General features: G+C 37.0%; 15 protein-coding genes. All 15 read left to right on the plus strand.

All coding sequences use genetic code 11. The annotated features are described in order from the left end of the window. Window positions 1–658: tetratricopeptide repeat protein (locus tag Q8907_05625; protein MDP4273745.1), on the plus strand; the 658-nt coding region annotated here is incomplete at its 5' end. Between the two features lie 495 nt (window positions 659–1153). After that, on the plus strand, window positions 1154–1822 hold the full coding sequence (locus tag Q8907_05630) for a pyruvoyl-dependent arginine decarboxylase (GenBank protein ID MDP4273746.1): 669 nt from the start codon (window positions 1154–1156) through the stop codon (window positions 1820–1822). A 36-nt stretch (window positions 1823–1858) separates the two neighbouring features. Beyond that, window positions 1859–2710, plus strand: a complete 852-nt coding sequence (speB, locus tag Q8907_05635; protein MDP4273747.1) for an agmatinase — start codon at window positions 1859–1861, stop codon at window positions 2708–2710. A 16-nt stretch (window positions 2711–2726) separates the two neighbouring features. After that, on the plus strand, window positions 2727–3740 hold the full coding sequence (locus tag Q8907_05640) for a deoxyhypusine synthase (protein ID MDP4273748.1): 1014 nt from the start codon (window positions 2727–2729) through the stop codon (window positions 3738–3740). Between the two features lie 138 nt (window positions 3741–3878). After that, the gene (locus Q8907_05645) at window positions 3879–4076 is read left to right on the plus strand and encodes a hypothetical protein (GenBank protein ID MDP4273749.1); all 198 of its coding nucleotides are present in this window, start codon (window positions 3879–3881) and stop codon (window positions 4074–4076) included. Between the two features lie 120 nt (window positions 4077–4196). After that, complete coding sequence (hisF, locus tag Q8907_05650) at window positions 4197–4955, plus strand: imidazole glycerol phosphate synthase subunit HisF (protein ID MDP4273750.1); 759 nt, start codon at window positions 4197–4199, stop codon at window positions 4953–4955. Window positions 4956–5101: 146 nt separating this feature from the next. Next, window positions 5102–6046 (plus strand): ATP-binding cassette domain-containing protein, encoded by a 945-nt coding sequence (locus Q8907_05655; GenBank protein MDP4273751.1) that lies wholly within the window; start codon window positions 5102–5104, stop codon window positions 6044–6046. A 44-nt stretch (window positions 6047–6090) separates the two neighbouring features. Continuing rightward, window positions 6091–7446 (plus strand): ABC transporter permease, encoded by a 1356-nt coding sequence (locus tag Q8907_05660; GenBank protein MDP4273752.1) that lies wholly within the window; start codon window positions 6091–6093, stop codon window positions 7444–7446. Window positions 7447–7492: 46 nt separating this feature from the next. Then, window positions 7493–8041: a GNAT family protein gene (locus Q8907_05665; GenBank protein ID MDP4273753.1), complete on the plus strand. Its 549-nt coding sequence runs from the start codon at window positions 7493–7495 to the stop codon at window positions 8039–8041. Window positions 8042–8188: 147 nt separating this feature from the next. Beyond that, window positions 8189–8620, plus strand: a complete 432-nt coding sequence (locus Q8907_05670; GenBank protein MDP4273754.1) for a hydrolase — start codon at window positions 8189–8191, stop codon at window positions 8618–8620. A 75-nt stretch (window positions 8621–8695) separates the two neighbouring features. Continuing rightward, complete coding sequence (locus tag Q8907_05675; GenBank protein MDP4273755.1) at window positions 8696–9757, plus strand: glutaminyl-peptide cyclotransferase; 1062 nt, start codon at window positions 8696–8698, stop codon at window positions 9755–9757. Window positions 9758–10205: 448 nt separating this feature from the next. Then, window positions 10206–11006 (plus strand): AAA family ATPase, encoded by an 801-nt coding sequence (locus tag Q8907_05680; GenBank protein MDP4273756.1) that lies wholly within the window; start codon window positions 10206–10208, stop codon window positions 11004–11006. A 62-nt stretch (window positions 11007–11068) separates the two neighbouring features. Further along, window positions 11069–11986: a ParB/RepB/Spo0J family partition protein gene (locus Q8907_05685; GenBank protein MDP4273757.1), complete on the plus strand. Its 918-nt coding sequence runs from the start codon at window positions 11069–11071 to the stop codon at window positions 11984–11986. A 61-nt stretch (window positions 11987–12047) separates the two neighbouring features. Further along, the gene (locus Q8907_05690; GenBank protein ID MDP4273758.1) at window positions 12048–12608 is read left to right on the plus strand and encodes a DUF5683 domain-containing protein; all 561 of its coding nucleotides are present in this window, start codon (window positions 12048–12050) and stop codon (window positions 12606–12608) included. Window positions 12609–12640: 32 nt separating this feature from the next. Further along, the coding region (locus tag Q8907_05695; protein MDP4273759.1) for a lytic transglycosylase domain-containing protein at window positions 12641–13807 on the plus strand (1167 nt) is incomplete at its 3' end.

Raw genomic sequence — 13807 nt, forward strand, 5'->3', positions numbered from 1 at the left:
AGAAGAGATGATGAATGTCGCCAAACAAAAGATGGATGCCAAAGATTACTCGGGAGCCTATGACGAGTATGACCAGATCCTACAAAAAAGGAACTCTTACAAGGCTGCCCTCTACGGGAAAATCAATGCCTTATACTCCATGAAAAAAATAAAGGAAGCCTTGGAATTAACTGATAAATCAATAGATTCCAATCCTACCAATGCCGAATTGTATTTTATGAGAGGGCTGTTATATAACGCCCGCGAGAAGTACGAAAAAGCCATTGATGATTTTAATAAGTGTTACTCTATAGATTCAACAGTACATACCTTTGATGTGTATCTAAACCGGGGGGTAGCCCAGTTGAATTTGCCTGAATGGGAGTTGGCCCTGCATGATTTTAATGAGGCAGTCAGGCTGGAACCCGATAATGCCAGTGCCTACCATAGCCGGGGTTTAGTGAATTACAACCTGGGCAATTTCCAGGATGCCGTGAATGATTTTGATAAATCCCTGGAGTTGAATGCAGACAATAATGTTACCTATTATAATCTGGGGATGACTTATTTCAGAATGGATAAAATTGAAAATGCCTGTATCAATTTCCATAAGGCTTGTTCTATGGGTAATGACAATGCTTGTAAGATGGTAATTATGCAGTGTGAAGGGAAACATTGAGGCATTCATTTAGAAATAATTGAAAGAAATAATTTTTTTTCTTTATGTCTTTTGTCAGGTAACTTAATGTAATTATTTGATTGATAGTTGTCTATGTAAATATCAACAATAAAATCAAATCCTGTGAATAAATTTATATAAAACACTATTTATTGGTTTTAATTTTTTTTAATATTGTACCCCGAAAAAATAAGGGGTTTAGGGGCAAAACTGAAGGTGGAAAAAATCGATAAGAGTGAAGCCCTGCATAGGATGTGGAAGTTTTTGTCCTGTGTGAAAAAAAATGAAGTCAGATGTAGATTTTTTATATTATTTGCATAAATTTAGATAAAAAGTTTGCAGGCAAAAAAATTGAATGAATTAATTGGAAAACAAAAATATAAGTCTTAATTTTTCTTTGTTAAAGGTTGGAAATAAGAGAATAATTGTTGCTGTGGTTTTCGTTCCATGGTGTTGAAATAGTGACAATAATAACAATGATCAATATTGTTCGTTTTGTCGAAAAATAATTTAGTTATTAACCAATTTAATTTTTTATGTACTTTGATGATGACTCAAATTTTAAAGCAAAAGTCTTTTCCTGACGGAATGGACTTCGGAGGGGTTCTTTTTGGAAATAGAATTCCTCAGGATTACTTCGAAACCAAAGGAATTGGCCAAAGTGACATTGCTATTCATGCAGGATCTTATCATCTTGCACTCAAAGCGGCTGGTATTGAGATGTACAATATCATCACTTATTCCTCCATTCTACCGGGAATCGCAAAAAGGGTGGAAAAACCTACCAATAAAGTACACGGTGCCGTAATGGAATCAATTATGTCCGTGTGTCACGCGCAAAAAGGCGAAAGAGCATCTGCGGGAATTATTTATGGATGGTTGTACGACAAACAAACCAACGACAAATTTGGGGGCTTGGTCTGTGAACATTATGGAAATTGTCCAGAAGAAGAAATTCAACAACGCCTGAATGCCAGCTTAAACGAGCTTTATGTTAATGGCTTTTCTGAAAAGTACAATTTATTAGATATTCATACAATTACTGAAAGTTTTGTTCCTGAAAAAAACTATGGAACGGCTTTGGTAGCTTTATGCTTTACATCTTATTATTACCCGATTATTAGTTCTTACGACAAAAGCGGAGTAAATTATCTTAATAACTAGGGTTGAGATTTAGGGTGCAAATTAAAATTTCATTTCATGTCAAGTTATGGTTATTTCCCTGAAGAGTACACTGAGTTAGAAACAGCAAAAATAGTTGTACTTCCTGTGCCTTATGATGAGACCAGCACATGGGGAAAAGGTGCAGATAAAGGACCTGAAGCTTTATTTGATGCTTCGAGGGTGATGGAACTTTATGATATTGAGACCGATAGCGAGGTGTATCGGCAGGGGATTTATACAGCCCCTCCTGTTACTGAAAAAAGAACTCCTGAGGGTATGACCGATGCTGTTCAAAAAGCATCGGCCCAATATCTGGATAAGAATAAGTTTTTGGTTACGGTGGGTGGCGAACACTCTGTTACGGTGGGCGTTGTTCGTGCTCATGCTGCCAAGTATAAGAATTTAAGCGTTCTTCAATTTGATGCTCATTCAGATCTTCGGGATGTCTACCGGGGCAGCAATTATAACCACGCCTGTGTTATGGCCAGGGTTAGAGAAGTTTGTCCTGTATATGTCCAGGTGGGTATCAGAAGTCAGGATAAGAGTGAATTAAAATACGTTCATCCCGATCGCATTTTTTATGCAAAATATATTTACGACCGGAAAGATTGGATGCAAAAAGCAGTAGATCAACTCACGGATAATGTTTATATCACGATTGATTTAGATGCTTTTGATCCGGGTTATCTGCCTTCTACCGGCACTCCTGAACCGGGTGGAATGAACTGGAATCAAATCTTCGAATTGTTGGCCATGGTGGTCGAACAAAAAAATGTCGTGGGATTTGATGTGGTTGAACTTTGTCCAAGAGATTGCGACAGGGCTTCAAATTTTTTAGCCGCAAAATTAATTTATAAATTATTAAGTTATCGATTTAAAAAAAGCTGAAATTAAATTATTTGAAATGGGGAAAAAAGAGATTCTTAGTGAAACTATTAAACATGTTGATTTTACGTCCTTCGATTCAACTCCGATAGTTGATGCGATGCGTGACATGTCTTTTACTTCGCGAGACACTGCAAACGCTGCCGATATCCTGGCCCGTATGGTAAAGGATAAGGATTGTCTGATTATTCTTACCATTTCTGGTTCAACTTCTGCCGGCGGATGCATGCAGGTTTATTCCGACATGGTGAAGTATCACATGGTCGATGCAGTTGTGTCTACCGGTGCTTCAATAGTTGACATGGATTTTTTCGAAGCTCTTGGTTTTAAACATTACAAAGGATCTCCTTTTGTAGATGACCAGCAATTGAGGTCACAGTATGTCGATAGAATTTATGATACTTTTATCGATGAAGAAGAATTGCAGGTTTGCGACCAGACTATTTGCGAAATTGCAGACACTCTGGAGCCAAGGCCATATTCTTCAAGGGAATTTATTTATGAAATGGGTAAATATCTTACTACCCATTCAAAAAAGCCCAATTCTTTGGTTCAGCTTGCTTATGAGAATAATGTACCTATCTTCTGCCCGGCTTTTAGTGATTGCAGTGCGGGTTTTGGATTGGTAAAGCACCAATGGCAACATCCGGATAAACATGTATCAATTGATTCAGTCAAAGATTTTATGGAATTGACAAAAATCAAAATGGCTGCAAAAGAAACAGGTTTGTTCATGATTGGGGGCGGAACTCCAAAGAATTTTGCACAAGATACAGTGGTTTGTGCAGAAATGTTGGGTAAAGATGTGGATATGCATAAATATGCGGTGCAAATTACAGTTGCGGATGTGCGTGACGGGGCCTGCTCCAGTTCAACTTTAAAGGAAGCCTGTTCCTGGGGCAAGGTTGATACCAGTTTTGAACAGATGGTTTATGCCGAAGCAACTACAGTAGTCCCCTTGATTTGTAGTTTTGTGTATCATAAAAATGAATGGAAAAACAGAGGGAAAAAGGAATTAGCTAAGATTTTTTAGTGGAACCTGTTTTTTCAGGGTGTGATTTTATTTTATTGTTGAAGTATTTTTATATTTCCTTAACAAAAGTTAAAGAATCACGTAAAAAGGAATAATTTTTTAGTTGCCTTATAGTTCTACCAATTAAACATTTTGATTATGAAAAAATGTAAATGTATCCAAAACCGGGAAAGTGATGAAGGCTCAGGTAATTTCCTGGTTAACAATTTTTATTATTATGATTATGTCCCTAATGCGGGCGATCATCCTCCTTTTTACAGGGTTTTTAATAAAGAAAATAATTCGCATGAGGATATTGAGTACGACGAATTTCATCTGTTTTTTAAGAAGTACTGACGATCTAAACCTCTTGAATATTTATTCAGGAGGTTTTTCTTTTTGGGAACTTTGCTTTAATACCTGAATAATCATTAAATTGCGGGGTAATAACCTCCTTGTCTTCAACTGAAATCAACTATGCTAGCTAAACGTATAATACCTTGTCTGGATGTAAGAGATGGGCAAACAGTTAAAGGGGTAAAATTTGTAAATATCCAGAATGTAGGCGATCCGGTAGAGCTTGGTGCTCTATATGCCCAGGAAGGGGCTGATGAACTGGTTTACCTTGATATTACAGCCTCAAATGAAGGACGAAAAACTTTTGCTTCACTGGTTAAACGTATTGCTCGAAATTTAAACATCCCTTTTACTGTAGGTGGCGGAATTAGCGATATCCATGATGCTGAGGTCTTACTTGCCGCCGGGGCTGACAAGATTTCCATCAATTCATCTGCCGTGAAGCATCCGGATTTAATCAACCAGATTGCTAAAAATTTCGGAAGCCAGTTTGTGGTGGTCGCTATTGATGCCAGATTTGAGAATAATGACTGGGTGGTTTATGTCAATGGCGGGAGAATAGCTACCCCTAAAAGGTTGTTCTCCTGGGCACTGGAAGCTCAGGACAGAGGCTGCGGAGAAATTTTGTTTACCTCCATGAACCACGATGGTACAAAAAATGGTTTTGCCTGCGATACTCTTGCCCATTTATCCGAAATCCTAAGTATTCCTGTTATTGCATCGGGTGGGGCAGGGACAATGCAGCATTTTGCCGATGTGTTCACCCGGGGTAAAGCTGATGCAGGACTTGCTGCCAGCATTTTCCATTTCAGGGAAATTCCTATTCCTGCATTGAAAAATTATCTCCGGGATCAGGGAATTGCCGTAAGAATAAATTAAAATAGTTCAATTTGAATATCATTGAAATCTGTTCAATAATAAATAATTTTTTAACATTTTTGTTCACAAAAACTTATCGTGGTTTTTAAACTGCCTTTATTTATATATATTTACTATCTTATTAAAATAATCTGATTTATTATTATATGGACATAGTTAGAGCCGAACACGTACATAAAAAATTCAACACCCAGGTTGCATTAGAGGATGTAAGTATTTCTGTAAGAGAAGGATCTGTTTTTGGCCTTCTTGGTCCCAATGGGGCTGGCAAAACAACTTTAATACGGATCATTAACCAAATTACTGCTCCTGATGAGGGGAAATTGTTTTTTGGCGATCATCAACTTAGTTCCAATGATATTGCCTATATCGGTTATTTACCCGAAGAAAGAGGCCTGTACCGGAAAATGAAAGTGGGTGAGCAGGCCATGTATCTTGCCCAGTTGAAAGGCCTTTCAAAGGCTGATGCTTGGCAGAAGCTTAAATATTGGTTCGAAAAATTTGAAATACAGGGCTGGTGGAACAAGAAGATAGAGGAACTTTCCAAAGGAATGCAGCAGAAGGTACAGTTTATTGTTACTGTTTTGCATGAGCCTAAACTTCTGATCTTTGATGAACCCTTCAGTGGTTTTGATCCCATTAATACCAATCTCATCAAAAAGGAGATGTTGAACCTTAAAGAAAAAGGGGCTTCTATTATTTTATCCACCCACAATATGAGTTCTGTTGAAGAACTTTGTGATGATATCGCCTTGATTAATAAGTCGAAAGTAATATTAAGCGGTAACGTGGAAGAAATCAGGAAAGACTTTAAACCCAATATTTATGAGGTGACTTTTGAGGGGGAAATTGAAAAGTTGAAAGCATCTCTGAATGATCATTATGAAGTGATAGAAGAAAAAAAGAATCATCATTTAAACACGGCTTTAATCAGGATTTATAACCACAGTGTTGAAAACGAACTTCTTTCTCTAATTATGCCTTCTGTGCATATTACCTCTTTCAATGAACTGATTCCCGGCATGAACGACATTTTTATCAAGGTGGTTGAACAATATAATCGTCAGAGCCAACCCTCAACAATAGCCTGAAAATTTTAATAGTAAATAAAAATCAGCAAATTCGATATATAACAATGAATAAAATATCTTTGATTGTACACAGGGAGTTTTCGACCAGAGTCAGGAAGAAATCATTTATCATAATGTCCATACTCGGGCCGTTTTTATTCGCTGCTTTTATGATAATTCCTGCCTGGATGACCCATATGGAGGATAAGGATGTGAAAACTATCGCTGTGGTTGATAGTTCACATTTATTTATTCAGAAACTACCGGAAACACAATATGTAAAGTACAAGTACCTTCAAAATACCTCTATAGCTGAGCAGAAAAGGTTATTTGAGGGTTCCGGTTATTACGCACTTTTATATATTTCCGAAAGTGTTTCCAACAATCCCCAATCAGTTATGCTCATGTCTGATAAACAGCCAAGCTTTTCTGTAGTCGAACAAATCAAGGGGGCTATGGAAAAAGAACTTGAGCGGCAGAAGCTCAGGGCATATCATATAGAGAATATCGATCAAATCTTATCGTCGGTGAAGACTACCCTGGATATACAAACGGTCAAATGGGTTAAGGGCGGTGAAGAAAAAACAGGTTCCGCTGGGGTTAAAATGGTTACGGGCTATGTGGGGGCTTTCCTGATTTACTTTTTTATTTTTCTGTTCGGTTCCCAGGTGATGAGAGGGGTTATTGAGGAAAAAACAAACCGTATTGTGGAAGTGATGGTTTCTTCGGTTAAACCATTTGAACTGATGATGGGGAAAATTATAGGCATTGCCCTGGTTGGCCTTACGCAGTTTCTTATTTGGGTGATACTTACCTTTTCAATAGTTGTCTGGGCTCAGAAAACATTTTTTCCTGATTTGTCTAAAACGCCGACAGAACAGGTGGTTACAAAAGATGTCATGCAAAAAGGCGCAACCACTGTTCAGCCGGACCAGCAATTGCAGCCGCAGGATCAGGAATTGCAGATGCACGATGTATTCTCTTCCGTAAAAGAAATAAATTGGGCGGTAATGTTGGGTAGTTTTATATTTTTCTTCCTTGCCGGATATTTGTTGTATGCGTCTTTATTCGCTGCAATAGGGTCGGCAGTTGACAGTGAGACGGATACCCAGCAATTTATGCTTCCCATCACGATACCTCTTATTCTGGCGATATTTGTGATGGTTAATGCAATTGAGAACCCCGAAGGGCCTATTGCTTTTTGGTTCTCCCTGATTCCTTTTACCTCGCCAATTATTATGCTGGCGCGCATTCCCTTTGGAGTACCTTACTGGCAGCTAACCCTTTCAATTGCATTGCTGATTCTTACTTTCCTGGGTACAACCTGGATGGCAGCAAAAATATACAGAACGGGCATCTTAATGTATGGGAAGAAAGTGAATTATAAGGAATTGTGGAAATGGCTCAAGTACAAAAACTAAAGAAACCCTGTTTCCGGCTTTGAAATTATATAGTTTGATATGTTTTATGTCTGAAATATATGTAAATCAAGATATTGCTTTACGGAATATTAAAGTAGAACATGCCGATGAAATCTATAATTTGATCAGCAGGAATCGTCATGCTTTAAGGAAATGGTTGCCTTTTGTTGATAATACACTCAGGCCTAACGATACCCGTCGATATATTTTACAGGTTAATGAAGACGTTGAAAAATCACAGGAAATTGTATTTGAGGTTTGGTTTAAGAATCAAATTGCTGGGTTAATTAGCTACCGCAGCATTGATTATATTAACCAGAAAATTGAAATCGGTTACTGGCTTTCTCCTCAATTCGAAGGAAAGGGGATTATCACTTTATCGGTCAGGGAACTCATCCGGCATGCATTTAATGATATGAATATCAACAGGATATATATACGCTGTGGAATTGAAAATACCAAAAGCAGCAATATCCCCAAACGTTTGAATTTTAAGTTTGAAGGAATTGAGCGGGACGGACAATTATTGAATGGTAAGTTTATTGATCTTGAAGTTTATAGTTTGCTTAAAGTAGAATGGATGATAACTTCTTAATAATGAATAGTATATGCAGATTCCGATTTTAATTCTCTTAGAAAATCCACATATATTATAATTCCTGGCTTGAAATTTATAACCAGGTAAAGGTTAGGAGACATATTTTTTGATTAATTTGCGACATTCTTAAAATTAGTTGGTTGAATGAAAATAGCAATTGATTTTGACGGGACTATTGTAGAACATCGCTATCCTGAAATTGGTAAGGTAAAGCTTTTTGCATTTGAAACTATGAAAGAATTGCAGAAACAAAAGCATCAGCTTATTTTATGGAGTTTCCGTTCAGGGAAAAAATTAAATGAAGCAGTGGAATTTTGCCGGGAACATGGAATAGAATTTTATGCAGTAAATAAAAATTATCCTGAAGAAGTGTTTGATGATTCCATTAGCCGGAAAGTACAGGCGGATGTTTATATTGATGATCGGAATCTGGGTGGATTCCCGGGTTGGTCTTCAGTTTGGCAATTGCTTAATCAAAATGACCCCGATTTCACGGAAGACTTTGATCATATTCCTGGTTATCTTTCGTGGACTCAAAGGTTAAGAAGCTTATTCAGTCATATAAAAAAATACTAGTCAGATTTAAAATAAATTTATTTCAGAATGAATAAAGTGTTCAAGTATTTCTTTTTAAGTATAAATATCCTTTTTTTGATTTTTTCATGTTCAGGAAAAAATTCACATCAGGCAGGTAGCGGAGAATCAGCATCAGAACTGGCAGTGAAACCCCGTAACTGTCAAATAGTTTCACCTTCTGACCAATCTAAATTTAAACTAGGTGATAAAATAAAAATTGCGTTAAAAATTAAAAAGAAAGGGATTTCTGTTGATTCTGTTTTGTTCTATGCCGAAGGCACTAAAATCGGGAAGGGGGACAACTCCGGTTTAAGTATGAATTGGAATTCGGAAAATTCACCCTTGGGCCAGGTAACAATCAGAGTGGTTGCATATTTGAAAGGAGCCGGGCAGGAAGAAAATGATGTTACGGTGGTTTTGTTATCCAATGTGGCACCCATTCAATATTCTTATACTGTTGTAAAGACCTATCCTCACGATGCTTCGGCTTATACCCAGGGACTTATCTATGATAACGGCTTTTTATTTGAAGGAACAGGTTTGAATGGGCAATCCACTTTGAGGAAGGAAAATTTAAAAACTTCTGATATTCTGAAGGAAATTAGTTTGTCTTCCGAATATTTTGGAGAAGGAATTACCCTGTTTAATAATAAAATATATCAGATTACCTGGAAATCACAGGTGGGATTTGTTTATGACAAGGAAAGTTTCAAGTTGCTGAATAAGGTATACTTTCAAAATGCCGAAGGTTGGGGGCTTACAAATAACGGCAAACAAATTATTCTAAGTGATGGTACGGAAAAATTATTTTTCCTGCATCCCGATAATTTTGCGGAAGATCATCACATTTCTGTTTATGACAACAAGGGAATGATTGATAAACTTAATGAACTGGAGTATATCAAGGGGGATATTTATGCCAATGTCTATGGATCTGATTACATTGTAATTGTTGATCCTGCCACAGGTAAGGTAAAAGGGAAAATTGATCTGAAAGGTTTATTGAAAAAAGAAGATTATACCGACAATACCGATGTCCTGAATGGTATTGCTTATGATCCCAAAACCGAAAGGTTGTTTGTTACCGGGAAAAACTGGCCAAAACTTTTTGAAATCAAAATTCACCCAAAGAAATAGATAAAAAATTTCTTATAAGGTTAAATAAAAACTGATATAAATTACAGAAGCCGTATATTATGAACGTATACGGCTTATTTTGTCTCTTAAAATCAGCCCGTTGAAATTTACTCCTTGGCTTTAAGTGCTGAAAATTAGGTTATTATTACATATTTAACATTTATTAAAGTTTTATTAATTTCCTTTTTCGATAATAATCACTTACTTTGTAGAAGTAAAATAGGTATGTTAAGAATGAGAATTCAGTTTTAATGAATAATTGTTTTTTTTATCTCAAAATTGCAAGTCTATTTTATTGGAAACTGTTGATAAGGTGTTTAAAACTCCCTTTCTATTGTTCAAAATTCCAGGACAGGTTAATGAAGTTTTGGAGAGCAAATAAGTATTTTTGCAGTTTTAATTATTTTTTATAGTATTGCTTCGTTAAATTTTACTTAAATTATTAAAAATGGCAAAAGTAATTGCATTAGCAAATCAAAAGGGAGGAGTTGGGAAAACAACAACAGCAATTAATCTGGCAGCCAGTTTGGCTGTGCTTGAGAAAAAAGTGTTGTTGGTTGATGCTGACCCACAGGCAAATGCAACTTCCGGTATAGGCTTTGATCTTAGAAATATAAAAGCGAGCATTTATGAATGTCTTATCGATGGAGTGAATCCTAAAAGTGTCGTTTTAGACAGTGAGCTCGATAAGTTGCATCTGATTCCTTCTCATATTGATTTGGTTGGTGCAGAAATTGAAATGCTGAATATTCCAAACAGGGAAAAAGTACTTAAACATATCATTGAGCAGGTGAAAGATGATTATGATTATGTTTTTATTGATTGTTCCCCGTCCCTGGGATTGATTACTGTAAATGCCCTGTCAGCCGCCGATTCTGTTATTATCCCCGTGCAATGTGAATATTTTGCCCTTGAAGGAATCGGGAAATTACTCAATACCATTAAAATCATCCAGAATCATTTGAATCCTTCCCTGGAAATCGAAGGATTTTTGTTGACCATGTATGATGCCCGTTTGAGGTTATCCAACCAGGTAGTCGAAGAAGTTAGAAAGCATTTTCAGACCATGGTATTTGATACCATTATCCAAAGAAACACAAAACTTAGCGAGGCGCCCAGTTTTGGAAAACCGGTTGTGCTTTATGATGCCAATTCAACGGGTACCAATAACTATTTGAATCTGGCCAAGGAATTTTTGCAGAAAAATAAAGCAACTAAAATCCCGGATTCGGCTAAAGTAGTTCAATAATTGGGTGGAAGGGCCTGATTTAAAATTATAAGTTAAGTTATTTAAAATATTTTATAAGTTTTATGGCAAAAAAGAATGCATTAGGAAGAGGTTTGGGCGCATTAATTGAAGAGGCGAATACATTAACCGAAGAAACATCCGTAGTTAATGACGTACTTAATATCAGGGAAATAGCCATCGATAAAATTGAAGCTAATCCCTTCCAACCCCGGAAAAATTTCGACCAGGATGCATTAAATGAATTGGCTGCATCTATTCAGGAGTTGGGCATCATTCAGCCTATTACTGTCAGGAAAATAGAGGGTGGAAATTATCAGCTGATATCCGGTGAAAGAAGGTTCAGGGCTTCCGGCATTGCAGGTTTGGACAAGATCCCTGCTTATGTGCTCACGGTTGATGATAAATCCTTGCTCGAACTTGCATTGGTGGAGAATATCCAGCGCGAAGACCTGAATTCAATTGAGGTGGCAATCAGTTACCAAAGATTGATGGAAGAGTGTAGCCTCACTCAGGAACGTCTTAGCGAAAGAGTCGGCAAGAAAAGGGCAACTATTTCAAATTATTTGAGGTTGTTGAAGTTGCCTGCAGAAATTCAATTAGGCATAAGGGAGAACAAACTTTCCATGGGGCATGCACGTGCTTTAATCGGCATAGATGATCCCGGCATTCAACTCAAAGCCTATCATAAGGTTCTTGAGGAAGGACTTTCGGTCAGACAGGTTGAAGGTCTGGTTCGCCATATGTCAGAAGAAAAAGAATACAGGGAATCTTTAAAAAATGAGGAAGAACTGAACGGGAAAAAGGTGCTTTCTGCTATAGCCCCCGAACTGCTGGAAGTAAAAAAACATTTATCAGATAAGTTAAGTACAAAAATTGATTTGAAGCAAAACGAGAAAGGGGCTGGTAAAATCATCATTTCCTTTAAATCTACTGATGATTTTTCGCGTATCCTTTCCCTTATTGATAATGCCGAAATATAATACGTTCATAAAAAATAATATTTTGATTTATAGGAAGTTACATATAATCACAACTGAGGCAGTGTGTGCTGTTTTGATACTTCTTTTGTCCCAGTCTGTTGGTTATTCTCAAAGCATCAATAAAGATTCGATATCTCAAACTCAGACCGACACCATTCAGCCAAAAAATGTTCATTCTCCTGCAAAAGCTTCACTGATGTCAGCTATTTTGCCCGGTCTGGGACAGGCTTATAATAAAAAATACTGGAAAATACCTATCCTTTATGGAGGAATCGGTACTTTAATTTATTATATCAGGCTCAACAACAGGGAATATAATAAATATGAAAACTCATACATTGCTTTGACCAATCCTCAGCCGGGGTATAGCGATGCCTTCAATGGAACAAAATCCTCAGACGAATTAAAATTTTATAAGGAATATTACCGCCGGTGGAGGGATTTAAGCTGGATCATTTTAAGCGGTACTTATGTGTTAAATATCATTGATGCCACGGTTGATGCCCATTTTTTTAATTTTGAAATCAGTGATGATTTGAGCTTGAAAATATCTCCGTCCATATTGCCTATTCCAAATATGGCAACTCCTTCATTAGGAATAACTTGCAGTATTAATTTTTGATCTTGATTATGGGGAATAAAAAATAAAGAATTATGAATAATATCTATCGACTTTTCTTTATAACTGCATTTGTGATTTTTTCGTCAGTTGCCTCCGCATTTACTGTTCCAAAGGATAGTCTGGGGACTGAGGCCAACACAAGTGAGTTTGAAGCCACTTTAGATAGTGTCTTAAATTTATGGTATATTGAAAAATCATTGAATAATACCGCCAATAAATTTTCAGACATCATTTCTACCGAAAAAATTCCTGATTTTCCCGATTCTGTTTATATAGAACGCTTGTCCAAAATCCCTTCCATTATTCCTCTTTCTTTCAATCAGGAAGTGAAAAGTTATATTAACGTATATACCAAAAAGAAAAGAACCAGTGTAGAAGTTATGTTGGGATTGATGGATTATTATTTCCCCATGATTGAAGAGATATTCGATTCTTATAATTTACCCCTTGAACTTAGGTTTCTTCCTGTAATTGAATCGGCTCTGAATCCAAGGGCTGTTTCTAGAGTCGGTGCAACAGGCCTCTGGCAATTTATGTATGGTACGGGGAGAAATTACGGGCTTACAGTCAACTCCTTGGTGGATGAAAGGCGTGATCCCATCAATGCCACCCGTGCTGCTGCCAAGTATGTTAAAGACCTGTACAATATATTTCATGACTGGGTTCTGGTTATTGCTGCTTATAATTGCGGACCGGGAAATGTGAACAAAGCAATCAGGCGTTCGGGCGGAAAAAAGAATTATTGGAGCATCTATTATAATTTACCCCGCGAAACCAGGGGATATGTTCCTGCTTTTATTGCGGCTACCTACACAATGAATTATTACAAGGAACATGGTTTGGTTCCTAAGATAATTGATATGCCACAGGCAACGGATACGATTATGATTACCGACAATTTACACCTTAAACAGGTTTCTGGTGTATTAAATCTTCCTATCGAAGAACTTAGAAATTTGAATCCCCAGTACAGGTATGATATTGTTCCGGGGAAAACGTTGCCCTGTACCCTTACATTACCTTTCCAGTATACTTCTAAATTTATTGACATGCAGGATTCTATATTTGCTTATAAGGATTCTCTGTTTTTTAATCCTGCACTTAAACTGATGAGCCCTGCCCATAGTTATACCCATTATCGTCCACGATATACTGCCGAGGCGAAAAATAGTGAACGGGAACAGGAGAGGGAACGGATA

This window comes from Bacteroidota bacterium (genome assembly GCA_030706565.1).
Lineage (GTDB): Bacteria > Bacteroidota > Bacteroidia > Bacteroidales > JAUZOH01 > JAUZOH01.

Coding starts and splice junctions, on each gene's coding strand:
- speB (MDP4273747.1), top strand. CDS start 1,859: ATGTCAAGTTATGGTTATTTCCCTGAAGAGTACACTGAGTTAGAAACA.
- Q8907_05640 (MDP4273748.1), top strand. CDS start 2,727: ATGGGGAAAAAAGAGATTCTTAGTGAAACTATTAAACATGTTGATTTT.
- Q8907_05645 (MDP4273749.1), top strand. CDS start 3,879: ATGAAAAAATGTAAATGTATCCAAAACCGGGAAAGTGATGAAGGCTCA.
- hisF (MDP4273750.1), top strand. CDS start 4,197: ATGCTAGCTAAACGTATAATACCTTGTCTGGATGTAAGAGATGGGCAA.
- Q8907_05655 (MDP4273751.1), top strand. CDS start 5,102: ATGGACATAGTTAGAGCCGAACACGTACATAAAAAATTCAACACCCAG.
- Q8907_05660 (MDP4273752.1), top strand. CDS start 6,091: ATGAATAAAATATCTTTGATTGTACACAGGGAGTTTTCGACCAGAGTC.
- Q8907_05665 (MDP4273753.1), top strand. CDS start 7,493: ATGTCTGAAATATATGTAAATCAAGATATTGCTTTACGGAATATTAAA.
- Q8907_05670 (MDP4273754.1), top strand. CDS start 8,189: ATGAAAATAGCAATTGATTTTGACGGGACTATTGTAGAACATCGCTAT.
- Q8907_05680 (MDP4273756.1), top strand. CDS start 10,206: ATGGCAAAAGTAATTGCATTAGCAAATCAAAAGGGAGGAGTTGGGAAA.
- Q8907_05685 (MDP4273757.1), top strand. CDS start 11,069: ATGGCAAAAAAGAATGCATTAGGAAGAGGTTTGGGCGCATTAATTGAA.